The 23,220-nt window shown below is 70.3% G+C and carries 17 protein-coding genes, 1 tRNA gene and 2 pseudogenes; 9 read left to right on the top strand and 11 right to left on the bottom strand.

All coding sequences use genetic code 11. The features are described 5' to 3' along the window. Nucleotides 1–3: 3 nt before the first annotated feature. Complete coding sequence (locus ACZ7OO_RS07435; RefSeq protein ID WP_471502455.1) at nucleotides 4–894, bottom strand: hypothetical protein; 891 nt, start codon at nucleotides 892–894, stop codon at nucleotides 4–6. Between the two features lie 65 nt (nucleotides 895–959). Then, the gene (locus ACZ7OO_RS07430; RefSeq protein ID WP_471502453.1) at nucleotides 960–2,711 is read right to left on the bottom strand and encodes a glycoside hydrolase family 35 protein; all 1,752 of its coding nucleotides are present in this window, start codon (nucleotides 2,709–2,711) and stop codon (nucleotides 960–962) included. 108 nt (nucleotides 2,712–2,819) lie between these two features. On the opposite strand from ACZ7OO_RS07430, the gene ACZ7OO_RS07425 reads away from it, so the two are divergent. From ACZ7OO_RS07425 to ACZ7OO_RS07410, 4 genes are all read left to right on the top strand, one after another. Next, the gene (locus ACZ7OO_RS07425) at nucleotides 2,820–3,812 is read left to right on the top strand and encodes a helix-turn-helix domain-containing protein (protein ID WP_471503374.1); all 993 of its coding nucleotides are present in this window, start codon (nucleotides 2,820–2,822) and stop codon (nucleotides 3,810–3,812) included. A gap of 34 nt (nucleotides 3,813–3,846) precedes the next feature. Further along, nucleotides 3,847–4,197, top strand: a complete 351-nt coding sequence (locus ACZ7OO_RS07420; RefSeq protein ID WP_471502451.1) for a chorismate mutase — start codon at nucleotides 3,847–3,849, stop codon at nucleotides 4,195–4,197. Between the two features lie 207 nt (nucleotides 4,198–4,404). Continuing rightward, a complete protein-coding gene (gene pepN / locus ACZ7OO_RS07415) occupies nucleotides 4,405–6,888 on the top strand; it encodes an aminopeptidase N (RefSeq protein ID WP_471502449.1) in 2,484 nt (827 codons plus the stop codon). 251 nt (nucleotides 6,889–7,139) lie between these two features. Next, nucleotides 7,140–7,973 carry an NAD(P)H-binding protein gene (locus ACZ7OO_RS07410; protein ID WP_471502447.1) on the top strand — a complete coding sequence of 278 codons (834 nt, stop codon included), beginning with the start codon at nucleotides 7,140–7,142 and terminating at the stop codon, nucleotides 7,971–7,973. 9 nt (nucleotides 7,974–7,982) lie between these two features. On the opposite strand, the gene ACZ7OO_RS07405 is transcribed toward ACZ7OO_RS07410, so the two are convergent. Next, entirely contained in the window at nucleotides 7,983–8,531 is a 549-nt protein-coding gene (locus tag ACZ7OO_RS07405; RefSeq protein WP_471502445.1) for a GNAT family N-acetyltransferase, read from the bottom strand. 219 nt (nucleotides 8,532–8,750) lie between these two features. On the opposite strand from ACZ7OO_RS07405, the gene ACZ7OO_RS07400 reads away from it, so the two are divergent. Together ACZ7OO_RS07400 and ACZ7OO_RS07395 are read left to right on the top strand one after the other, a co-directional pair. After that, complete coding sequence (locus tag ACZ7OO_RS07400) at nucleotides 8,751–10,109, top strand: pyridoxal phosphate-dependent decarboxylase family protein (RefSeq protein WP_471502443.1); 1,359 nt, start codon at nucleotides 8,751–8,753, stop codon at nucleotides 10,107–10,109. A 5-nt stretch (nucleotides 10,110–10,114) separates the two neighbouring features. Next, nucleotides 10,115–11,527, top strand: a complete 1,413-nt coding sequence (locus ACZ7OO_RS07395) for a lysine N(6)-hydroxylase/L-ornithine N(5)-oxygenase family protein (RefSeq protein WP_471502441.1) — start codon at nucleotides 10,115–10,117, stop codon at nucleotides 11,525–11,527. A gap of 40 nt (nucleotides 11,528–11,567) precedes the next feature. Here ACZ7OO_RS07395 and ACZ7OO_RS07390 read toward each other — a convergent pair. Next, nucleotides 11,568–13,363: pseudogene (locus ACZ7OO_RS07390) on the bottom strand (bifunctional metallophosphatase/5'-nucleotidase). A gap of 150 nt (nucleotides 13,364–13,513) precedes the next feature. Here ACZ7OO_RS07390 and ACZ7OO_RS07385 point away from each other — a divergent pair. Next, entirely contained in the window at nucleotides 13,514–14,239 is a 726-nt protein-coding gene (locus ACZ7OO_RS07385; protein ID WP_471502439.1) for an SIMPL domain-containing protein, read from the top strand. A gap of 188 nt (nucleotides 14,240–14,427) precedes the next feature. Next, nucleotides 14,428–15,864 carry a pyruvate kinase gene (pyk, locus tag ACZ7OO_RS07380; RefSeq protein ID WP_471502437.1) on the top strand — a complete coding sequence of 479 codons (1,437 nt, stop codon included), beginning with the start codon at nucleotides 14,428–14,430 and terminating at the stop codon, nucleotides 15,862–15,864. 15 nt (nucleotides 15,865–15,879) lie between these two features. Here pyk and ACZ7OO_RS07375 read toward each other — a convergent pair. Then, nucleotides 15,880–16,397, bottom strand: a pseudogene (locus tag ACZ7OO_RS07375) (helix-turn-helix domain-containing protein); the annotation flags it as partial. A 109-nt stretch (nucleotides 16,398–16,506) separates the two neighbouring features. Continuing rightward, nucleotides 16,507–16,579: transfer RNA gene (locus ACZ7OO_RS07370), tRNA-Leu, on the bottom strand. 101 nt (nucleotides 16,580–16,680) lie between these two features. On the opposite strand from ACZ7OO_RS07370, the gene ACZ7OO_RS07365 reads away from it, so the two are divergent. Beyond that, nucleotides 16,681–17,337 carry an ANTAR domain-containing response regulator gene (locus tag ACZ7OO_RS07365; RefSeq protein ID WP_471502435.1) on the top strand — a complete coding sequence of 219 codons (657 nt, stop codon included), beginning with the start codon at nucleotides 16,681–16,683 and terminating at the stop codon, nucleotides 17,335–17,337. Nucleotides 17,338–17,409: 72 nt separating this feature from the next. On the opposite strand, the gene ACZ7OO_RS07360 is transcribed toward ACZ7OO_RS07365, so the two are convergent. The 5 genes from ACZ7OO_RS07360 to ACZ7OO_RS07340 form a co-directional block, all read right to left on the bottom strand. Then, a complete protein-coding gene (locus tag ACZ7OO_RS07360; RefSeq protein WP_471502433.1) occupies nucleotides 17,410–18,126 on the bottom strand; it encodes an ABC transporter ATP-binding protein in 717 nt (238 codons plus the stop codon). After that, on the bottom strand, nucleotides 18,123–19,016 hold the full coding sequence (locus tag ACZ7OO_RS07355; RefSeq protein ID WP_471502431.1) for an ABC transporter ATP-binding protein: 894 nt from the start codon (nucleotides 19,014–19,016) through the stop codon (nucleotides 18,123–18,125). The genes ACZ7OO_RS07360 and ACZ7OO_RS07355 overlap by 4 nt, the downstream gene beginning before the upstream one ends. A gap of 6 nt (nucleotides 19,017–19,022) precedes the next feature. Then, on the bottom strand, nucleotides 19,023–20,798 hold the full coding sequence (locus ACZ7OO_RS07350; protein ID WP_471502429.1) for a branched-chain amino acid ABC transporter permease: 1,776 nt from the start codon (nucleotides 20,796–20,798) through the stop codon (nucleotides 19,023–19,025). Between the two features lie 5 nt (nucleotides 20,799–20,803). Further along, nucleotides 20,804–21,742, bottom strand: a complete 939-nt coding sequence (locus ACZ7OO_RS07345; RefSeq protein WP_352224167.1) for a branched-chain amino acid ABC transporter permease — start codon at nucleotides 21,740–21,742, stop codon at nucleotides 20,804–20,806. A gap of 109 nt (nucleotides 21,743–21,851) precedes the next feature. Continuing rightward, complete coding sequence (locus ACZ7OO_RS07340) at nucleotides 21,852–23,060, bottom strand: branched-chain amino acid ABC transporter substrate-binding protein (protein ID WP_471503372.1); 1,209 nt, start codon at nucleotides 23,058–23,060, stop codon at nucleotides 21,852–21,854. Nucleotides 23,061–23,220 lie beyond the last annotated feature (160 nt).

The following is a 23,220-nucleotide window of genomic DNA, read 5'->3' as shown; positions in this document are numbered from 1 at the left end:
CGCTCAGGTGTCGCACTCCAGCACCGTCCGGCACAGCGAGCACCGGGCCCGTACCCGGCCCCGCACCGGCACCCTGATCCGCTGGTGGCAGGTCGGACACGGGAACGAGACCCGCAGCCGGCCGCCGCCGTCGGGGGTGAAGGTGTAGGGCGCGGCGGACTGCGGGGCCGGGGCCGCGGGGGCGTGGCGGCGGTCCCGGGCGTAGCGGCGGCGGCCCGCCCAGCCCGCCGCGGTCAGCGGCGGCTGCTCCTCGTCCTGGCGGGCCCGGGCCCTGCCCTTCTCGTACGCCGTGTAGGCCTGCGGGCTGGTGAACCACACGGACGGGTCCTCGTGGAAGACGAGGGACCGCTTGGCCAGGACGTAGCCGAACTCCTCCGGGGTGAGATAGCCCAGCTTCTGGGACGCCTCACCGTGCTCCCGGTACGCGTCGAGCAGCAGCCAGCCCGCGCCCAGGTAGGTGGTGGCCGTGTCCGTGAGGATCTCGTTCTCCGGGATGCTCGGGAAGGACAGGTCCAGCCGGTGCAGATAGACGTGCATCACCTCGTGGGCGAGGGCCGCGCCGATGTCACTGCGGTGGGTGCGGAAACGGTCGTTCAGCTCGACGAAGTACTCGGGGCCCGCGGTGAGTTCGACGTTCGCCGCGTGGGTCATCTCCCGGAAGCCGACGACCATCCGGGCGTCCGGCAGCCGGAAGTGCCGGACGATCTCGTGGGCGACCCGCTGGGCGCCGAGGTGGAGGTCGTCGGTGTCGCAGAACGCGACGTCGGCGGGGAGCACGCTGGTGGCGAAGGTCTGGACGGTGTCGTACGACAGGCGCCGGTACAACGCCGTGATGGCGGCCCGCACCGTGTCCAGGTGCGGGTAGCCGTGTTCCACGGGGCCGCCGTTCGCCACGTCCTTACCCCCACAGACGCCGCCGGAGCTTTTTTTCCACTGTATGCGGATACGGTCCCGCGCCCCTAGAGGGGCGCCATCCGGACCGTTCCTTGATCAGTGTCCTCGAGCTCCAGGACCCATACCTCGTTCTCGCCCTCCCTCAGGACCGGCGCTGGTACGTACAGCGACTCCTGCGGTCCCGCCGACCAGTAGCGGCCCACGTTGAAGCCGTTGACCCAGACGAAACCCCGCGTCCAGCCGGGGAGTTCCACACGCGCGTCCCCAGCACCGTGAACCGTCACCGTCCCCCGGTAGAGCCCGGGTGCGCCGTCCTCCGGTGGAGAGCCGAACGGGACCGCCGCCACACCCCCCTCGAACGCGTCCAGATCGAGCCCACGCGCGCGTACCCCGTGCAGGAACTGGCGTTCGTGCAGTAGGCCGCCGGTGATGCCCTTCGTCTCGCCGGAGCGGGGGCCGTAGTTGACGCGCCCCAGGGACTCCACCCAGAGCTCCACGCGCGCGGGGCCGGTGACCGGTTTCCTGAGCTGGGGCTCCTCCTCGGTGAGCACGCCGGCCCGCTCCCCGTCGACGTACACGACCGCCAGATCGCGCAGCCCCCGCGCGGTGAGCGGATACGGCCCGCGTGGTCCCGGTACGTCCGCCTCGTAGCGGACCAGGCCCCGGCCGATGCCCAGCTCCTCGAAGGTGGGCGGGACGGCGTGGACGCGTTCCGGGCCGCCGAGCGCATCCAGGACGCCGGCCAGGGGCGCCCAGCCGGTGACCCGCACGTCCGTCGCCGAGGCCAACACGGCCGGCGCGGGCGGCGGTTCGGGCAGGGGCTCGGCATGGTACTCGGCCAGCACCTCCCGGAAGCGCCAGAACTTCTCCGTGGGGCGGCCGTACTCGTCGATCGGCGCGTCGTAGTCGTACGACGTCACATCCGCCTCCAGCGGGCCCTCGTGCAGCTCGCCGCCGGGCCGGTTGGCGCCCGCCCAGCCGGCGAAGTTGGTGCCGCCGTGCGCCATGTACACGTTCACGGAGGCCCCGCAATCGAGGATCTCGCGCAGCGCCGCCGCCGCGTCCTCGGCGTCCCGTACGACGTGCTCGCCGCCCCAGTGGTCGAACCAGCCGCACCAGAACTCCATGCACATCAGCGGGCCCCGCGGCTGGTGCCGGCGCAGGGTCTCGAAGGCCACGCGCGCGTGGGAGCCGAAGTTGACCGTCGCGAGCAGCCCGGGGACCGAGCCGCCGGTGAGCATGTGGTCCTCGGGGCCGTCCGAGGTGACCAGCGGCACCGTGACGCCCTCGGCGCGCAGCAGGCCGGTGAGGTGGGTCAGGTAGTCGGCGTCGGAGCCGTAGCTGCCGTACTCGTTCTCGACCTGGACCATGATCACCGGGCCGCCCCGGTCCAGCTGCCGGGGCACGACCTCGGACAGCAGCTGGTGGAACCAGCTGTCCACGTACTGGAGGAAACGCTCGTCACGCGTGCGTGCCCGTGCGCCCAGCTCGCCCGTCACCCAGTGCGGCAGACCGCCGTTCTCCCACTCCGCGCAGATGTACGGCCCCGGGCGCACGATCGCCCACAGGCCCGCCTCGCGCGCCGCGTCCAGGAAGCGGCCGAGGGCCGGGACGTCCCGGAAGGAGCCGCGGCGCGGCTCGTGCAGGTTCCACGGGACGTACGTCTCCACGCAGTTCAGCCCCATGGCGCGCAGCAGCGCCAGCCTGTGGCCCCACTGCTCCTCGTGCACCCGGAAGTAGTGCAGCGCGCCGGACAGCAGCCGCACCGGCCGGCCGTCCAGAAGGAAATCCGTTTCGCCCACCGTGAAGTCGCTCATAGGCTCACCTTGGCCCCCTGGCGGGCGCCTGGACCATGGACAAAGATCGGCAGCACTTGGACGGAAGAGACGCCGATGAGGGGGCGCGCAGTGCCGGGCGGAGCGCCGATCTTCCACACCTGGATGCGGTTCTTCACACCGGGCGCCGTCCATCACCGCCTCGGCCTGGTCTGCCAGGGCGTCGGCCTCCAGTACGGCGCGGTGCCCGCCGTCGGCCCGCGCGTCCTCGACGGGCACGTCGCCGTGGTGATCAGCTCGGGCCGGGGCTGGTACCGCACGCCCGACGGGCGCCGTACGACCGTCACCGCGCCCGCGCTGGTGTGGCTGACGCCGGGCGTTCCGCACCACTACGGGCCCGACCCGGACAGCGGCTGGGACGAGGGCTTCGTGACCTTCACCGGGCCCGACACCGCGACCTACACGGAACTCGGCTACATCGAGCCCGAGCGGCCCGTGGTGCCCCTCGCGGACGCCGCCGGACCCCGGGACGTCATCGCCCGTATCGCCCGGGCCGCCCGCCACGGAAACCCCCTCCTGGAGGTCGAGACCGGCGCCGCCGTGCACGAGCTCCTTGTCGCCCTGCGTCGGGCGCGCGCCGACCTCGCGCCCGACGGGGACCCGGTGCTGCAGGCGCTCGCCCGGGACGCCTGCACCGGCATGACCGTCGCCGACCACGCGGCCCGGCACGGCATGACCCCGGCCGAGCTGCGTACCGCCGTCCGCCGGATCGCCGGGTGCAGCCCCAAGGACTATCTGATCGGCATCCGGCTCGGCCGCGCCCAGGAACTCCTCGCCACCACGGAACTGTCCGTCGCCGCCGTCGCCCGCCGCGTCGGCTACGACGACCCCGCCTACTTCTCCCGCCTGTTCACCCGCCGCGTCGGCATTGCCCCCGTACGCTTCCGCGCCCAGCAGAGCCGCGCCGTCCCCGACGACTGGAACGACGGCCTGGGCGAAGGCGGCCTGAGGGACGACGGCCTGAGGGACGACGGCCTGAGCGAAGGCGGCCTGAGGGACGACGGCCTGAGCGACGACGGCCTGAGGGACGACGGCCTGAGGGAAGGCGGCCTGGGCGAAGGCGGCCTTGACGAAGACCCTTAGTGATCACGCGGTCGTCCCCTTAGGGTTGACGCCCATGACCACCAGCAACACCGGTACCGGTGACGTCGATCCCGCCGTCCGCGCCGAGCTCGGCCGGCTGCGCGACAGCATCGACAACATCGACGCGGCCGTCGTCCACATGCTCGCCGAACGCTTCAAGGCCACCCAGCAGGTCGGCCGTCTCAAGGCGGTCCACCGGCTGCCCCCGGCCGACCCGGCCCGCGAGGCCCGCCAGATCGCCCGGCTCCGCGCCCTCGCCGAGAACGCCAAGCTCGACCCCGCCTTCGCCGAGAAATTCCTGAACTTCATCATCGCCGAGGTGATCCGGCACCACGAATCCATCGCCGAGGACACCGTCGGAGGCCGGGCGGCGGACGCGCACTGACCCGGCCGTACGTGCCGGAGGGCGCCTCGGCCCCGCCGGGCCACCAGCGGTGACGAGGCGCTCGAACAGGTGCTCAACGAACGGCCGGCCGCCGGCCGCACCGCGCCCACCAGCGCCGTCTCGTCCCGCGCGGCTGCGGACCGGACATAAGCCGCGTACCACTCCTGCCCCTGTGCGTTGTCGGTGTCATCGGGCAGCATGGCCCGCATGTCCGTACTGACTCGCGACGAAGCGCAGAGCCGCGCCGAGCTCCTCGACGTCCACCGCTACACGATCGACCTCGACCTGACCACCGGGGACGAGACCTTCGACTCCCGAACCGTGATCAGGTTCACGGCCCGATCCGACGGCGACACCTTCGTCGAGATGAAGCCCGTCGCACTGCGCGCCGTCAGCCTCGACGGACAGCCCCTCGACCCCGGGACGCTGGACCAGGACCGGCTGCCCCTGAAGAGCCTCACCGCCGGGGAGCACGAGCTGCGCGTCGACGCCACGATGCGCTACTCCCGCACCGGCGAGGGCATGCACCGGTTCACCGACCCCACGGACGACGAGACCTACGTCTACACACAGCTCTTCCTGGACGATGTGCAGCGCGTCTTCGCCGCCTTCGACCAGCCCGACCTGAAGGCCGTCTTCGAGCTGTCCGTCACCGCTCCCCAAGGCTGGACCGTCCTCGCCAACGGGGTCACCGAGCACCTCGGCGAGGGCCGCTGGCGGGCCGCCGCCACCCCGCTGATCTCCACCTACCTGGTCGCCGTCGCCGCCGGCCCCTGGCACTCGGTGCGCACCGAACACCGCGGCCTGCCCTTCGGCATCCACTGCCGCCGCTCGCTGGCGCCGCACCTCGACGCCGACGCCGACGAGATCCTCGACGTCACGCGCGCGTGCTACGACCGCTACCACGAGAAGTTCGAGGAGCCCTACCCCTTCGACTCCTACGACCAGGCGTTCGTCCCCGAGTTCAACGCCGGTGCCATGGAGAACCCCGGCCTGGTCACCTTCCGCGACGAGTTCGTCTACCGCTCCGCCGTCACCGACACCGAACGGCAGACCCGCGCGATGGTCATCGCCCACGAGATGGCCCACATGTGGTTCGGCGACCTCGTCACCCTGAAGTGGTGGGACGACATCTGGCTCAACGAGTCGTTCGCCGAGTACATGGGCTACCAGACCCTCACCGAGGCCACCCGCTTCACCGACACCTGGGTCGACTTCGGGGTGGCCCGCAAGGCCTGGGGCTACGACGCCGACCAGCGCCCCTCCACTCACCCGGTCGCCCCCGAGGCCGTCGACGACACCGCCGCCGCCCTGCTCAACTTCGACGGCATCTCCTACGCCAAGGGCGCCTCCGCGCTGCGCCAGCTGGTCGCCTGGATGGGCGAGAAGGACTTCCTCGCCGGCATCAACATCCACTTCCGGCGGCACCGGTTCGGCAACGCCACCCTCGCCGACTTCATCGACTCCCTCGCCGCCGCCACCGAACGCGATGTGCACGCCTGGGCCGACGCCTGGCTGCGCACCACCGGCGTCGACACCCTCACCCCGGCCCTGGCCACCGCCCCCGACGGCACCCGCACCCTGACCGTCGAGCGCACCGGCGGCCGCCCCCACCGCGTCTGCGTCGGCGTCTACGACCGGGACCTCACCGACGAGGGCCGGCTCACCCTGCGCGAGCGCATCGACCTCGACATCCCGCAGACCGCCCCGCAGGTCCTCGGCAGGCGCCCCGCCCTGCTCCTGCTCAACGACGGCGACCTGACCTACGCCAAGGTCCGCTTCGACACCGAGTCCGCCAGGACCGTCCGCGCCGACCTGTCGGGCCTGCCCGACCCGCTCACCCGCGCGGTGGTCTGGAACGCCCTGCGGGACGCGGTCCGCGACGGCGAACTGCCGCCCGCCGACTACCTGGAGACCGCCCGCGCCCACCTCCCGCGCGAGACCGACCTCGCCCTCGTCCAGGGTGTGCTGGCCTTCACCGCGGTCCATGTCGTCGACCGGTACCTCAGGCCGGAGGACCGCCCGGCCGCCCTCGCCACCGTCTTCGCCCTGTGCCGCGCCCTCATCCGGCGCACCGAGGACGGCGACAACCCCGGCCTGCGCCTGATCGCCGTACGGCACTTCATCCGGGCGGCCGCCCACCCCGACACCATCGCCGCCTGGCTCGCCGAGGGCACCGTGCCGGGCGGCCCCGAGCTCGACCCCGAACTGCGCTGGCGCATCCTGAGCCGGCTCGCCGTGCTCGGCGCCACCGACGAGGCGCAGATCGCCGCCGAGCTGGCCCGCGACCCCAGCGCCAGCGGCCAGGAGGGCGCCGCCCGCTGCCGGGCCGCGCTGCCCGACCCCGAGGCCAAGCGCAGGGCCTGGGAGACGATGTTCACCGGCGACGACCTGTCCAACTACCTGTTCACGGCCACCGCCCAGGGCTTCTGGCACCCCGAACAGGCCGACCTGGTCCGGGAGTACGTGCCTCGCTACTACCGGGACGCGGCCGCCGTCGCCGCCCGGCGCGGACCCGCCATCGCCGCCGTCGCCGGCCGCGAGGCCTTCCCCACCCACGCCGTCGACGCCGAGAACCTCGCCCTGGGCCGCGCCTGTCTGCGCGACGCCGACCCGGTCACGGCCCTGCGCCGCCGCCTGACCGACGAACTCGACGACCTGGAGCGGGCGTTGCGGGTCCGCGAGGCCTAGGCCTGTCTGACGATTCTCGTCTGCCGCGCGACGCCGTGCACCCTCCCCCAGCCTTCGGCCGGGGGGACTCCGGAGCACGCACCTGACGCCGCGCGGCCGCCCTTCGGGCGACGACGCGAATTGTCAGACAGGTCCTACGGCCGCCGACGTAGGGCGGCACGAGTGCGGCTGGTCCCTGATGACGATGCGCGTACCGGCCGCCGCTTCTAGGCTCGGTCGTCAAGAACGGCCAGCGCCTCAAGGAGAGTCCCGTGATCGTAGTGACCGGTGCCACCGGCAACGTCGGACGTGCCCTCGTCGGACGGCTCGTCGCCGACGGGCGGCCCGTGCGGGCGCTCACCCGTGCCCCGGAGCGGGCCGGACTGCCCGACAAGGCCGAGGTGGTCAAGTTCCGGCCGGACGACCAGGCCGCCCTGTTCGAGGGGGCGGACAAGGTCTTCCTTTACGTCCAGGGCGCCGGCGGGCGCATGCCCGAGCTCCTGGACGCGGCCCGCGCGGCCGGCGTGCGGCAGGTCGTCCTGCTCTCCTCCGGGATCATCCGGGAGGGCGCGGACGAAACCCACCCGATCCACGCCATGCACGCCACGGCCGAGCGGAAGATCCGCGAGAGCGGCCTCGCCTGGACGTTCCTGCGCCCCAACGCGTTCGCCACCAACGCCCTCCAGTGGGCGCCCCAGATCCGCGCCGGCAACACCGTCCGCGGCGTCTTCGCCGACATGGTCACAGCACCCATCCACGAGGACGACATCGCCGCCGTCGCGGAACGCGCCCTCCTGGACGACGGTCACGAGGACGCCGTTCACCGCCTCACCGGTCCCGCCGCCACCACCAACGCCGGCCAGATCGCCGCGATCGGGCGGGCCGTCGGCCGGGAGCTGGCCTTTGCCGAGGTGGGGCCGGAGGAGGCGGCCCCGCTGCTCTTCCCGCAGACACCGCAGGAACTGGTCAAGGGCCTCCTGAAGACCTTCGCGGACACCGTCGGCGTCGCGCCGGAGATCACCGGTACGGTCGAGGAGATCACCGGCAGCCCGGCCCGCACCTTCGAGCAGTGGGCCGAGGACCACGCGGCCGACTTCCAGCCCTGACCAGAGCTTTCAACCCGCCGTCAGTCGCAGTTCCGCCCTCCGCAGGCCCCTTTCCCGGGGCCCCGCACGCCGGTTGCCCACCTCGGCCGCCCTGGGCGCCTCCGCACCCAGCGTGAAGCCCAGGCGCTGCAGGAAGCGTTCTCCCGACCGCCAGCGAGGCGGCACGCTCGCCGTCACCAGGGACACGCCCTCGGCGTGCGCGAGCAGCGACTCGGCCAGCGCCCGCCCGAGGCCCCGGCCCCGCGCCCAGGGCGCCAGCAGGAACAGGCCCACCGCGACCCCACCGGGCACCGGATGGTTCCGTACCGCGTCCACCAGGCCCGTGACGACCCCGTCCCGCTCCAGAACGAGCAGCACCTTGTCGTCCGGTTCGGCGCCCTCGGGCAGCCCGTAGAACAGGCTCTGCACATCGCCCGGCCCCGACGGCAGTCCCGTCGCCGCCACGAACCAGTCCTCGCACGCCTCGAACAGGTCGAGCAGCGGCGCCTCGTCCGAGGGCAGCGGCTCCCGCACCAGCACCCGCTCACCGGGCACGTCGATCATCCACGCGTCAACCACCCGACCGACGTTAACCCCGGTCAGCCCCGGTCTCAACGCCCTTTCCCCGTCTGCTCCGACGCGCCCGCGGCACACCGCCCCCGACACGTTTTCCCCGCACGGCAGTACCCACTTCGGGGTCTCGATCGTTGAGCCTCGGGGGCGCGCAGACCCCATCCCGTACAAGCTGGAACTCCCCCCGCGGACAACCCCTTTCGGCCGGCGCCCCGAGGAGATCCCATGAGCACGCCGCCCCTCGCATCCGGACCCCAGGGCCCCGACGCCCTGCGGCCCCTGCTCGACACCGTCCTCGACGCGCTGCGCGACGGCGGCCGGGCCCGCGGCGGCCCGCTGCCGGCCGGCGGACCGGAGGCGGTGGCCCAGCGGGTCGCGGACGCCGTCGGGGACGTACTCCCGGACGACGGCGACCCCGAGGCCCTGCACACCTTGGTGACCGCCCTCGCGGCAGGCGCGGCCGACCCCGCCGACCCGCTGTGCGCGGCGCATCTGCACTGCCCACCGCTCGCCGTCGCCACCGCCGCAGACCTCGCCGCGAGTGCCCTCAACCCCTCGCTGGACTCCTGGGACCAGGCGCCGGCCGCCTCCGCCCTGGAAGCCATGGTCACCCGCGCCCTCGCCCATGCCATCGGCCTCTCCGACGCCGTGGTCACCACCGGCGGCACCGAGTCCAACCAGCTTGCCCTCCTCCTCGCCCGCGAGGCCCTCGGCGGCGGTGTCCGGCTGGTCTGCGGCGCCAACGCCCACCACTCGCTGCCCCGCGCCGCCTGGCTGCTGGGCCTGCCCGACCCGGTCGTGGTCCCGGCGCCGAACGGCACCCTCGACCCGGCCGCCCTCCACGCCGCCCTCACCCACCTGCCGAAACCGTTCGTCGTGGCCGCGACCGCCGGCACCACCGACGCCGGTCTCATCGACCCGCTCCCCGAGATCGCGGGCCTGTGCGCGGCCCATGGCGCCCGGCTGCACATCGACGCCGCCTACGGAGGCGGCCTCGCCTTCAGCGACCGGCACCGGGACAAACTCGCCGGCCTGGAACGTGCCCACACCGTCACCCTCGACCTGCACAAACTCGGCTGGCAGCCGGTCGCCGCCGGCCTCCTCGCGGTCGCCCGCCCGGCCGAGCTCGGCGTACTCCACCACCACGCCGACTACCTCAACGCCGACGACGACACCGAGGCCGGCTACCCCGACCTGCTCGGCCGCTCCCTGCGCACCACCCGGCGCCCCGACGTCCTCAAGATCGCGGTCACCCTCAGGACCCTGGGCCGCTCCGGGCTCGGCGCCCTGGTCGACCAGGTGTGCGCACGGGCACGGGAGTTCGCGGCCCTGGTCCGGGAGCACCCCGGTTTCGAGCTCTACGACCGGCCGAACATCAGCACGGTGCTGTTCCGCCCCGCCTCAGCCACCGACGACGACGTCGCCGACGTACGGCGCAGGCTGCTGCACGACGGCCGGGCCGTCCTCGGCCGGGCCCGGCTCGACGGCCGGCTCTGGCTCAAGGCCACCCTCCTCAACCCTCACACCCGGCCGGACGAACTGGCCGTCCTCCTCAAACTCGTGGAAGGAACGACGCCCCAATGAGCTCGATGCCCAACCCCCCACATCTCGAGCCGGAAGCACCCCGCGACCTGGTCGGCATCGGCGTCGGACCGTTCAACCTCTCCCTCGCCGCCCTCGCCCACCCGCTCGCCGAGCTGGACGCCGTCTTCTACGAGCAGCGCCCCGGCTTCGACTGGCACCCCGGGCTGCTGATCGACGGCGCCACCATCCAGGTACCGTTCCTCGCCGACCTGGTGACCCTCGCCGATCCCGCCAGCCCCTGGTCCTTCCTCAACTACCTCAAGTCCCGCGACCGGCTCTACCCCTTCTACTTCGCCGAGCGCTTCCACATCCAGCGCGCCGAGTACGACGCGTACTGCCGCTGGGTCGCCGAGAGCCTGCCCGGGCTGCGTTTCTCGCATCAGGTGGACGCGGTCCGCTGGAACTCCGAACGGGACCTGTTCGAGGTCGACTTCACCCAGCTCGACGCCGAGGGTGAGGCCGAGGCCCTGGGCCGGACGTACGCGAAGAACGTCGTGCTCGGCGTCGGCACGGTTCCCCATGTGCCCGACCCGCTCAAACCCCTCGTGGAGTCGGCCGGTGTGCCTGTCGTGCACGCGGCCGACTACCTCGACCACCGCGAGGCCTTCCTCGCCGCCGAGCATGTCACCGTCGTCGGCTCCGGACAGTCCGGCGCCGAGGTCTTCCTCGACCTGCTGCGGCACCGACCGGCGGGCCGCGAGAAGCTGCACTGGATCGGACGCAGCGAGGCCTTCGCGCCCATGGAGTACTCCAAACTCGGCCTGGAGCACTTCACGCCCGACTACACCCGCTACTTCCACGCCCTCACCGAGCCCGTCCGCGACGGTCTTGTCACCTCCCAGTGGCGGCTGCACCGGGGCATCGACGCCGACACCATCGCCGCCATCCACGACGAGCTCTACCGCCGCACCCTGCACGGCGGCTGGCCCGACGCCGTCCTCACGCCCGGGGTCCAGGTCCGTACGGCCGGACGCATCGCCACCACCAAGATCGAACTCCACCTGGAACACATCCAGCAGGGCAGCCGCTCCCGGCTCGCCACCGACGCCGTGGTCCTTGCCACCGGCTACCGGGAGCGCCCCCTCGGCCGGCTGCTCGCCGGACTCGACCCCTATCTGCGCCGGGACAGCAGTGAACGCCCGCGCGTGGACGACCGGTTCCGGCTGGTCCTCGACCCGTCGGTGACGGGATCGGCCTATGTGCAGAACGCCGAACTCCACACCCACGGCGTCGGCACCCCCGACCTCGGCCTCGCCGCCTGGCGCAGCGCCACCATCCTCAACTCCCTCACCGGCAAGAACCCCTATCCGCTGCCCACCCGTACGGCCTTCACCAGCTTCGGCCTGGACCGGCCGGAGGAGAGGGTGCCGACGCAGAACGGGCAGCGGCCGAGGCAGCTCACCCCCCTCGTCGACTGAGTGAACGGCGCCGGTCCGGGGACCGGCGCCCTCCAACCCGTCAGAACACCGGCGTGCCGTCGCGGGTCAGCTTCCAGTCCGCCGACGCGAAGTCCTTCGGGTCCAGGACGCCCCTGGCGGTCACCCACTCCGCGATCCGGGTGCGGATCTCCGTCGACTCCGACCACAGCTCCTTGGCCGAGGCGACGTACGGGAACGCGCCGCCGCCGTTGGCACGGTAGTTGTTCACCGCGAGCACGAGCTGCCGGGCGTCGTCGAGGGGGCACCGTCGTAGGTGAGGTTCCTGATCCGGGACCCGGCCGCCTGTGCGATGTCGATCTCGTACCGGAGGCCCGAGACATAGTCGTAGTTGTAGTCCGGACGGTTGTTGGCGTTGGTCAGCTTCTCCACGTCGACAGGCGCGCCGGCGGCCGTCCGCACGAAGTACTCCGCCGAGTACTCCAGGTAGGAGCGGATCTGCGCGCCCGTCATCAGCTTGGCGACCAGGGTGTTGTCGTACACGTACAGGCTCGACAGGTCCCGGATGGTGACCTCGCCTGCCGGGATCTCGGAGGTCCGGGAGAACGGCGAGGCCTGGGCGATCACCGGGAGCGAGGCGTACTCGGTGCTCGCCAGGGCCGCCTTGACCACGTCCTCCTGGACCTTGGTGATCAGGTCGATGATCGGGGCGTCCCGGTAGCGGGCCTCGACCGTGGTGAGCGTCTCGGTGGCGGTGCCGACGACCTGGTTGACGTACGCGACGACCTTCGCGTGCTCGTCCTCCAGCAGCCGGGTGATCTTCGGGTCGTCGCCGACGGTGTTGGAGTTGCGCAGCGAGGCGGCGACCGACTCCACCTCCCAGCTGCCCTTGGTGAACACCAGCTCGATGTTGAAGAGGGTGAGGCGCTCGGCATGGCAGAGCGGCTCGGAGAGGACGACGGCCCTGCCGGTGACTTCGTTGGTGACCTTCAGCTCCGGGATCTCCACGTGCGCGTGGCCGACCAGGATGGCGTCGATGCCCGGCACCTGCCTGGCCATGTTCGCGGCCGCGTTCTCGACGTACGGCACCTGGTCGCCGTAGGACGACGTGCCCGAGGTGCCGGAGTGGGCCGAGACCACGACCACGTCCGCACCCATCGCCCGCAGCTTGGGCACCCACTTCGCGGCCTGCTCCTCAAGACCCGGGAAGGCCAGCTTGCCCTGGACATGGGCCTTGTCCCAGATCGCGATGCCCGGGTTGGTCAGGCCGAGCACGGCGACCCTGACCGGCGGGGCGCCAGGGACGTGGAATTTCTGCATGAAGTACGGCGGGAAAGCGGGCTTGAGGGTCTTCGCGTCGACCGCGTTGGCACCGAGCAGCGGGAAGCACAGCTGGTCCTGGAACCTGCGCAGGGTCTCGATGCCGTAGTTGAACTCGTGGTTGCCGAGCGCCGCCGCGTCGTACCCGATCGCGTTCATGGCCTGCGCCATCGGGTGCACCGGGCCGCCCTTGGCGGTGATCGGGTCGACCTTGGCGTAGTAATACGTCAGCGGGGTGCCCTGGATGGTGTCACCGGCGTCAAGGAGCAGGGTGTTGCGGCGGCCCTTCTCCTTGCGGACCTGGTTCACCAGGGTCGAGATGCGCGCCAGGCCCAGCGCGTTGCCCTTGGCGTCCGTGTACTCCGCGTCCTTGAAGTAGTCCCAGTTGAAGACGTTTCCGTGCAGGTCGGTGGTGCCCATCACGGTGAGCGAGTACCGCTTGGGGTGCCGGGCGGGCCTGATGGAGGCCTGTGCCGGAGTCGCTGCCGCTCCGGCGATCGCCACTCCCGCCCCGGTGGCGGCGGACTTCTTCAGGAACTTCCGGCGATTCAAGGGCATGTCTTGATCTCCTCTGGAAATGGTCAACGACGCGCGTAGATTCTGTCCTGGACACCACCGACGGCAACAGGGCCGGGAGGTTGCGATCCGGTGACCTCCACTGTGAACTCCGGTGCGCACACACGGGGATGGCGTGACAGAGTGGGGCGTATGACCGCACCAGCACCCGCACCCGCACCCTCAGCCGAGGAACGCCGGCCGGCCGGCACGCCCGCCGCCCCCCTTCTCGTCGTGCGTGGCGAGGCCGAGCTGGAGGTCGAGCCCGAGCTGGCCCGGATCAGCGTCACGGTGAGCGCCCGGGGCCGCGACCGCCGCTCGACACTGGACGACCTCACCCGCCGCAACACCGCCGCCCTCGACCTGATCAAGTCGTACGGCGAAGCGGTGGCCCGGCTGTCGACCGGGACCTTCTCCATCGCCCCCGAACTCGCCGAGCGCGGCCGGGGGGAGCGCGTCCGCAGCTACCAGGGCCGGGTCCAGCTCACCGCCGAGTTCACGGACTTCACCGTCCTCGGCGAACTCACCACCAGGCTCGCCGACTTGGAGCTGACCCGGGTCGACGGCCCGTGGTGGTCGCTGCGCACCGACTCACCCGTGCACGGCGAGGCCCGGCGGCGGGCGGTCGCCGAGGCGGTGCAGCGCGCCCGGGAGTACGCCGGCGCCCTCGGCACCTCCCTCGTCGCCCTGCTCGAACTCGCCGACACCGGCACCGAGGGGCCTCAGCCGCGCCGGCCGGCCTTCGGCCGCGGGGTCCGCCGGATGGCCGCCGCGGCCGAAATCGCCGAGCCCGCCGAACCCCTGGATCTCGAACCTCCACAACTGCGCGTAACCGCTCAGGTCAGCGCGCAATTCACGATGGCGCCGCCACAGCTGTGACCCCCGAAGCAGACGTTCGGTATTTCGAATGAATGAGCGCCTGCATTCCCGCATTCAACAAATGCGAGATGCTCATCGGAGCGGTCACCCGCACAATTCAACACTTGTCAATAGGCCTTCACGCAAAGGTTGTTGGGTCGTCATGTACGACCAATTCTCTACCCGCCGGTAAGGCCTAGGCTCGAACCATGCGCCGAGCAAAGATCGTTTGTACTCTGGGGCCCGCCACCGACTCGTACGACCAGATCAAGGGCCTGGTCGAGGCCGGAATGGACGTCGCCCGATTCAACCTCAGTCACGGCACCTACGCCGAGCACGAGGAGCGCTACCAACGCGTCCGCAAGGCCTCCGACGAGACCGGTCGCAGCGTCGGGATCCTCGCCGACCTTCAAGGTCCGAAGATCCGGCTCAGCAGCTTCACCGAGGGACCGGTACTCCTCGAACGCGGTGACACCTTCGTCATCACGGTGGAGGAAGGCGCCGAGGGCGACCGCCGGCAGTGCGGGACGACGTACGCCGGCCTGGCCGACGACGTCACCCCCGGTGAGCGCGTCCTCGTCGACGACGGCAAGGTCTGCCTGGAGGTCACCCACGTCGACGGCCCCCGCGTACACACCACGGTCGTCGAGGGCGGCATGGTCTCCGACCACAAGGGCCTCAACCTCCCCGGCGTCGCCGTCTCCGTCCCCGCCCTCTCCGACAAGGACGAGGCCGACCTGCGCTGGGCACTGCGCACCGGCGTCGACGTGATCGCCCTGTCCTTCGTGCGCAGCGGCCGGGACATCGAGGACGTCCACCGCATCATGGCCGAGGAGGGCCGCCGCCTCCCGGTGATCGCCAAGGTAGAGAAGCCGCAGGCCGTCGAGAACATCGACTCCATCGTGGCCGCCTTCGACGGCATCATGGTCGCGCGCGGCGACCTGGGCGTGGAAATGCCGCTGGAGCAGGTGCCGATCGTCCAGAAGCGCGCCGTCAAACTGGCAAAGCGCAACGCCAAGCCGGTCATCGTCGCCACCCAGATGCTCGACTCGATGATCGACAACTCCCGGCCCACCCGCGCCGAGGCCTCCGACGTCGCCAACGCGGTGATCGACGGCACGGACGCGGTGATGCTCTCCGGCGAGACCAGCGTCGGCAAGTACCCCATCGAGACCGTCCGGACGATGGCGAAGATCGTCGAAGCGGCCGAGGAGGACATCCTCGCCAAGGGCCTGCCGCCGCTGACCGAGAGCAACAAGCCCCGCACCCAGGGCGGCGCGGTCGCCCGGGCCGCCGCCGAGATGGGCGACTTCCTGGGCGCGAAGTTCCTGGTCGCCTTCACCCAGTCCGGAGACACGGTCCGCCGGCTCTCCCGCTACCGCTCGCCGATCCCGCTGCTCGCCTTCACCCCGGAACCGGCCACCCGCTCCCAGCTCAACCTGACCTGGGGCGTGGAGACCTTCCTCGGCCCGCACGTCGACTCGACGGACAAGATGGTCGACCAGGTGGACGAGCTGCTGCTGAAGTACGGCCGCTGCGAGAAGGGCGACGTCGTGGTCATCACGGCGGGGTCGCCTCCGGGGGTGTCCGGCTCGACGAACATGGTGCGCGTACACCACATCGGCGAGGACGACAGCCCGAAGTGACGGAACGGATCCCCGTCAGTGCTTGGGGCCGACGTGGTCGTCCATGAGCTCCACGTCGGCTCTCCTGGCGACGGAGATGTTGTAGGGGCTGCCGCTGCGGGTGGAATGCGTCCACCGGACGCCGAGCCGGTCGAGGGTGCCGGTGTACAAGCCCCGGATGTCGTCGGACTTGTTGGTGAAGAAGTAGCGCGGGTATTCGTACCGCTTCCGCTCACCGCCGATCATGCGGCTCGTCCAGTTGGTGATGCGGCAGCCGTCGGAGTGGATGAAGCCGCGGACGAATTCCCAAGGGTGGTTGTCGACGATGGCTTGCTGCCAGGCATCGAGGGCGATCGCGCGCTCGTGTTTCTTGCCGGGGGCGTGCTGGGGGAGCATGCAGGCCCAGTGCTTCGAGTACGACTTCACCTCGACGCAACCGGTCTTGTGGCGCTGACTGACGCTGGGAGCGGCATCACCTTGTGCATGGCGTCTTCGGCGGCAGCGATCAGGCCTGTTTGACGCGCGTTGCAGTAGACGGACAGGTGGTGCTGTTCCATGTGGTCACTCTGGGTGGAGGACCGCGACGAAGCGCAGCAAATAGTGGATGTTCACGAGAACGTGCGGATCCGCTTATGGGTCGCGACCTTGGGACTGAAGGAAAAGTGCCCCGGGTGGGATTCGAACCCACGCTGTCGGTGGTTTGAGCACCGTGCCTCTACCGCTGGGCTACCGGGGCTTCCTGCAAATCAAAGGTCGACGGTCACCCGCCGTGCCCTACCCTACCGCAGCTAGGTAGGCTCTTGTCAGCAGTACCCCTGCCCTGAACGAGGAGCCCCCGTGACCGCCGCCGAGTCGCCCCAGCCAGTCGACGTACCCGACGACGACAAGTCGCATGTGCCTCCGCTGACGACCCGTGTCGTCATCGCCGAGGACGAGGCCCTGATCCGGCTGGACCTGAAAGAGATGCTGGAGGAGGAGGGGTACACCGTCGTCGGCGAGGCCGGCGACGGCGAGCAGGCGGTGGAACTCGCCCGCGAGCACCGCCCCGACCTGGTCATCCTGGACGTCAAGATGCCCAAGCTGGACGGCATCTCGGCGGCCGAGAAGATCGCCGAGGAGTCCATCGCCCCGGTCCTGATGCTCACCGCGTTCTCGCAGCGCGACCTGGTCGAGCGGGCGCGGGACGCGGGCGCGATGGCGTACCTCGTCAAGCCGTTCAGCAAGAGCGACGTGGTCCCGGCGATCGAGATGGCCGTCTCCCGCTTCAACGAGCTGAAGCAGCTGGAGAAGGAGGTCGCCGACCTCACCCTGCGCCTGGAGACCCGCAAGCTGGTCGACCGTGCGAAGTCCATCCTCCAGACGGAGTACGGCCTGACCGAGCCGGCCGCGTTCCGCTGGATCCAGAAGACGTCCATGGACCGCCGGATGTCGATGCAGCAGGTCGCGGAGGCGGTCATCGCGGACAGTGACGAGAAGAAGTCCAGCAAGGGCTGACCCGGCGCCCGCGTACGACGAGGCCCGCGCCCGGAGAAGGGGGCGCGGGCCTCGTCGTATCGGACGTGGGTGTCAGTCCTCGCCCAGATAGGCCTTGCGGACCGACTCGTCGTGCAGCAGGTCCTGGCCGGTTCCCGACAGGACGATGTTGCCGACCTCCATCACATGGCCCTGGTCGGCCAGCGACAGCGCCGCCTGCGCGTTCTGCTCGACGAGCAGAATCGTCGTGCCCTGGGACTTCAGCTCGGCGATCGTCGACATGATCTTCTGCATCATGATCGGCGACAGCCCCATGGACGGCTCGTCCAGCATCAGCAGCTTCGGCTGGGACATCAGCGCCCGCCCCATGGCGAGCATCTGCTGCTCACCGCCGGAGAGGGTGCCGGCGGCCTGCTTTCTGCGCTCGCCGAGGATGGGGAAGATGTCGTAGGCGCGCTGGATGTCCTTCTCGATGCCCGCCTTGTCCTTGCGGAGGAAGGCACCGAGTTGGAGGTTCTCGGTGATGGTCAGGCGCGGGAAGATGTGCCGACCTTCGGGGGAGTGGGCGAGTCCGAGCGCTACGATCTTGTGCGCCGGGACACCGCTCAGCGGCTTGCCCTCGAAGACGATCCGGCCCGAGGCGGGCTTGAGCAGACCCGACAGGGTGCGCAGGGTCGTCGTCTTACCGGCGCCGTTGGTGCCGATGAGAGTGACGACCTGGCCGGCTTCCACGCTGAACGAGATGCCCTTGACGGCCTCGATCTTGCCGTAGGCGACTCTGAGGTCCTCGACCTCCAGTAGTGCGGTCACCGGGCCTCTCCCTTGGTGGTGTCGGTGGTGCTGTCCACCTGGGGTTCCGTGTCTGACGGTTCGGCGCCCGCCGCAGCCGCTTCGGCGGCCTCGACCTCGGCGGCCTCCACCTCGCCGGGGTCACCCTCGAAGGGTTCACCCAGATAGGCGGCGACGACGCGCTCGTCGGCCTGTACGACGTCGGACGTGCCCTCGACGAGCTTCTCGCCCTGTACGAGCACGGCGACGCGGTCGCACAGGTTGAAGATGAAGCGCATGTCGTGCTCGATGACGAGGACGGCGATGCCCTTGTCCCGGATGGCGAAGACCAGCTCCTCGGTGGTCCGGGTCTCCTGCGGGTTCATGCCGGCCGTCGGTTCGTCGAGCAGCAGCAGACCCGGTTCGCTGGCCAGTGCCCGGGCGATCTCCAGCTTGCGCTGCTCGCCGTAGGGCAGGTTGCGTGCGAGGTGGTCGCGCTTGGCGGCGAGGCCGACGAACTCCAGGAGTTCCATGGCCTTCGCCTCGGACTCCTTCTCGGCCTTGCGGAAGCCGGGGCCGCGCAGCAGCGCGGACCACAGGCCCTCCTTGGTCCGTGTGTGGCGGCCGACGAGGACGTTCTCCAGGACGGTCATGTTGGCGAAGAGCCGGATGTTCTGGAAGGTACGGGCGATGCCCGCCTGCGTCACCAGGTGCGGCTTGGGCGGCAGCACCTTGCCCTGGTAGGAGACCGTGCCCTCGGTGGGGACGTACAGGCCGGTGAGGCAGTTGAAGAAGGTGGTCTTGCCGGCGCCGTTCGGGCCGATGAGACCGACGATCTCGCCGCTGTTGACCGTGAAGTCGACGGAGCGGACGGCGGTCAGGCCGCCGAAGCGCATCGTGACGTCACGGGCTTCGAGTACAGGTGTCGTCATGGTTGCTTACGCCCCTGCCTTGGTGACGGCCGGATCGTCGCTCAGCGTCGCCTGCGCCGGTACGTCGAGCTGGCCGGTCTCGTGGAACTCCAGCTGGCGGCGACGGTTGGCGATGATGCCCTCCGGCCGGAACCGCATCAGCAGGATCAGCGCGACGCCGAAGGCGAACAGCTCGTAGTTCTGCAGGAACTGGAGCTTCTCCGGGACCAGGTAGAGCACGCTCGCGCCGAGCAGTGGGCCGCTGACGGTGCCCATGCCGCCGAGGACGACGGCGGCCAGCAGGAAGGCCGAGTTGGGCGGGGCGGCGCCGGCGAACTGGTAGGGCTGCGGGTTCACGCTGTAGTTGACATGCGCCATCACGGTGCCGGCGAGACCCGCGAGGGAGGCGCCGAGGGCGAAGGCGATCAGCTTGACGCGGAAGCCGTTGATGCCCATGGCGGTGGCGGCGGTCTCGTCCTCGCGGATGGCGATCCAGGAGCGGCCGATACGGGAGTCGGCGGCGCGGGTGAAGACGAGCACGACGATTGCTGTGACGATGAGCATCAGGAACAGGTAGTTGGCGAACCGGCCCAGGGTGAACCCGCCGATGTCGTGCGCTTCGCCCAGGTTGAACCCGAAGATGTTGAGGTCGGGGATCTGCGTGATGCCGTTGGGGCCGCGGGTGATGTTCGGTCCGGAGTCGCCGTCGAGGTTGTTGACGGTGATACGGAAGATCTCACCGAAGCCGAGGGTGACGATGGCGAGGTAGTCGCCGCGCAGTCGCAGGGTCGGTGCGCCGATCAGTACGCCGAAGATCAGCGAGGCGGCCATGCCGGTGAGGGCGGCGGCCCAGAACGGGAAGTGCACGCCGGAGAAGCGGGAGTACTCCGAGCCGGAGACCAGGGCGGCCGCGTAGGCGCCGACGCCGAGGAACGCGACGTAACCGAGGTCGAGCAGACCGGTGAGGCCGACGACGATGTTCAGGCCGAGGGCGACGGTGGCGAAGATCAGGATGTTCACGCCGACGTTGGCGTTGTGGTCGTCGCTCTGGGTGAAGGGGAAGATCACGGCGGCGACGAAGGCGAGCGCGGAGGCGAACCCCTTGTGGTGCGCCGCGGTGGTCGCGAAGCGGTCGACGAGGCCGGTGTGCATGAGGCCCCAGGCGGCGAAGACGAGCAGCAGCAGGTAGCCGATGAAGGTCTCGCTCGCGTCATTGTCGATGCCGATGCCGTAGGTGAAGACCACCAGGGCGAGCGCGACGCCGACCGTGACGACGATGCGCTCGGTGAGCGGTGACCCCTTGCCGGGAGCGGGCAGCTGAGGCTTGGTCAGGTAGCCGCGGATACCGGTGCCGGGGGCCGGGTGGGGCAGCGCGAGGGCGCCGATGACGGGGAGCGCGGAGGCCGCCATCGCCACGTAGGCGCCGGGGTCCAGGTTGGCCAGGCCGCCGAGGTCGACGGCGATGGCGATGCCCGTGAACCAGCAGACGGCGAACGCCGACAGGGCCGTCAGGAAGACCGGGGAGGTGGCGCCCGCCGGGTTCAGCCAGCGCAGCCACTTGACGTCCCACAGGGTGAGCCCGGAGAGCAGGGTGAGGGCGCCGCCCACGAGAGCGAGGATCTGCAGGCCGGCCGGGTAGCCGTAGACCGTCAGGTCGCCGGGGAACTGCGACGTCCAGGTCCAGCTGAGGAAGGTGCTGGCGATGGTGCCCACCGCGCCGACGACGATGAGCAGACGGGCGACGGCCTCGGGCAGCGGAACAAGCCCGCGCCCGGCACCGGCCTTGGCGGTGTTGTCGGTCATGCCGCTCACGCCCTGTCCGCGACGCGTTCGCCCAGCAGACCCTGTGGTCTGAAGAGGAGTACGAGGATCAGCAGGACGAAGGCCCACACGGAGGCCCAGCCGCCGCCGCCGAGCTGCTGCATGCCGGGGATGTTGGCGATGTAGGCGGTGGCCATGGCCTCGGCGATGCCGAGGACGAGACCGCCGAGCATGGCGCCGTAGATGTTGCCGATGCCACCGAGGACGGCCGCGGTGAACGCCTTCAGGCCGGCGATGAAGCCCATGTCATAGGAGACGGAGCCGTACTTGAGGCCGTACGAGACACCGGCGACGGCCGCGAAGAAGCCGCCGATGGCGAAGGCGATGACGATGATGCGGTTGGTGTCGATGCCCATCAGCTGGGCGGTGTCCGGGTCCTGGGCGGTGGCCTGCATGGCACGGCCGGTGCGGGACAGCCGGACGAACAGGGCGAGGATCGCCATGCACAGCGGGGCGGCGATGATCAGGAAGATGTCACCGCTCTGCACGGTCACGGAGCCGATGTGCAGCGGGCCGAACGGCAGTTGCGGGAAGACGCGGGCGGTCTTGGCGTCGCCGTCGACGTGGTACCAGTTGAAGACCGCCTGCTGCAGCGCGAGCGACAGGCCGATCGCGGTGATCAGCGGCGCGAGGCGTGGTGCGCCGCGCAGCGGTCGGTAGGCGAAGCGTTCGGCGCCGACGGCGATAAGAACAGCGACCAGGGCGCCGCCGATGAGCATCGCCGGCAGGGCTACCCACATGGATATGCCGTCCGGCAGGAGAAGGTAGACCGTGAGGGCGCCGAAGCCTCCGGTCATGAAGATCTCGCCGTGGGCGAAGTTGATGAGCTGGACGATGCCGTACACCATCGTGTAGCCGATGGCGATCAGACCGTACATCGAGCCGAGGAACAGCCCGTTGGCCAGCTGCTGCGGCAGGGTGTTCACCGCATGGCCTCCATGTGGTGGGGAGAGTCAGGGGGGCGGTAGAGGGCGGGCCGCGCGGTGACGGTGGTCTGCGCCGCGCGGCCCTGGTGGTGCGATGTGCTTCGGCCGGTTACTTCGGGGTGGCCACGCCGCTCTTGACGGACTTCCACGCACCGCTGACGACCTTGTAGACGGTCAGCTGCTTGTTCGTGGTGTCGCCGTACTGGTCGAACGAGACCTTGCCGGAGATGCCGTCGAAGGAGGCGTTCTGGACGGCGCTGACGATCTGGGAGCGGGCGTCGCCCGGGATCTTGCCGCCCTTCACGACGGTGCCGATGGCCTTGATGATCGCGGTGGTGGCGTCGTAGGAGTATGAGCCGTAGGTGCCGTAGTCACCGGGGTACTTCTTGGCCTTGTAGGTGGCCACGAAGTCCTTGGCGGCGGGCAGGGTGTCGACCGGGACGCCGATCGACGTCACCAGGTCGCCCTCGGAGGCCTTGCCGGCGGTCTTGATGTAGGTCGGGGTGAACATGCCGTCGCCGCCGAACAGCGGGATGTTGGCGCCCGCGGCCTTGAGCTGCTTGGTCAGCACCTCGGACTCGTCGTACTGGCCGCCGTAGTAGAGGATGTCGGCGCCCGAGTTCTTGATCTTGGTGACCAGGGTGGAGAAGTCACGGTCGCCGGTGTTGACGTGGTCGGTGCCGATGACCTTGCCGCCCTGCTTGGCGAACTGCTCCGAGAAGATCTTCGACAGACCCGCGCCGTAGGTCTGCTTGTCGTCGACGACGAAGGCCTTCTTCTTCTTGGCGACGTTGTAGGCGTAGTCCGCCGCGTAGGCGCCCTGCAGGGCGTCGGTGGTCGCGGTGCGGAAGTACGTCTTGAACGGGCGGGACGGGCTGGTCTGCCAGTTCTTGCCCATGGTCAGCTCGGGGTTGGTGTTGGACGGCGAGATCTCCACCAGGTTGGCGGTGGCGAAGACCTGCTGCATCTGCGTGGCCACACCGGAGTTGAGCGGGCCGACGACGCCGAGCACCGTCTTGTCCGAGACGAGCTGGGTGGCGTTCTGCTGGCCGGTGGCGGGAATCGCCTTGTCGTCCAGCGCCTTGATCTTGAAGGTGACGCCCGGAACGGTCTTGTTCTTGTTGGCGTCGTCGACGGCGATCTGGGCGCCGTACTGGATGCCGAGGCCCGTCGCGGAGTTCTGGCCGGTCAGCGGGGCGTCGACGCCGATCGTAACCGTCACGTTGCCGCTGTCGCTGCCCTTGTTGTCGTTGTTGCGGGAGCCGCAAGCGGTGAGAGTCAAGGCTCCGGTGGTCAACACGGAGGTAAGAATCACCAGAGAACGCTGTCGCACAATCGATCCTTTCCAGGGGCATGGTCGCCCTTGCGGGAACGACAGATGCCACGCCGGTACCGAACTCCCGGTGGAGCGGTGACTGGCCGTGACTCTAGGCGTGTGTGAGGAACGTGGAGGAGAGCTTGACCAAGGCTGTGACGCT

It is taken from the genome of Streptomyces sp. NPDC111744 (assembly GCF_055634995.1).
This window is presented reverse-complemented; position numbering and strand designations above follow the sequence as displayed.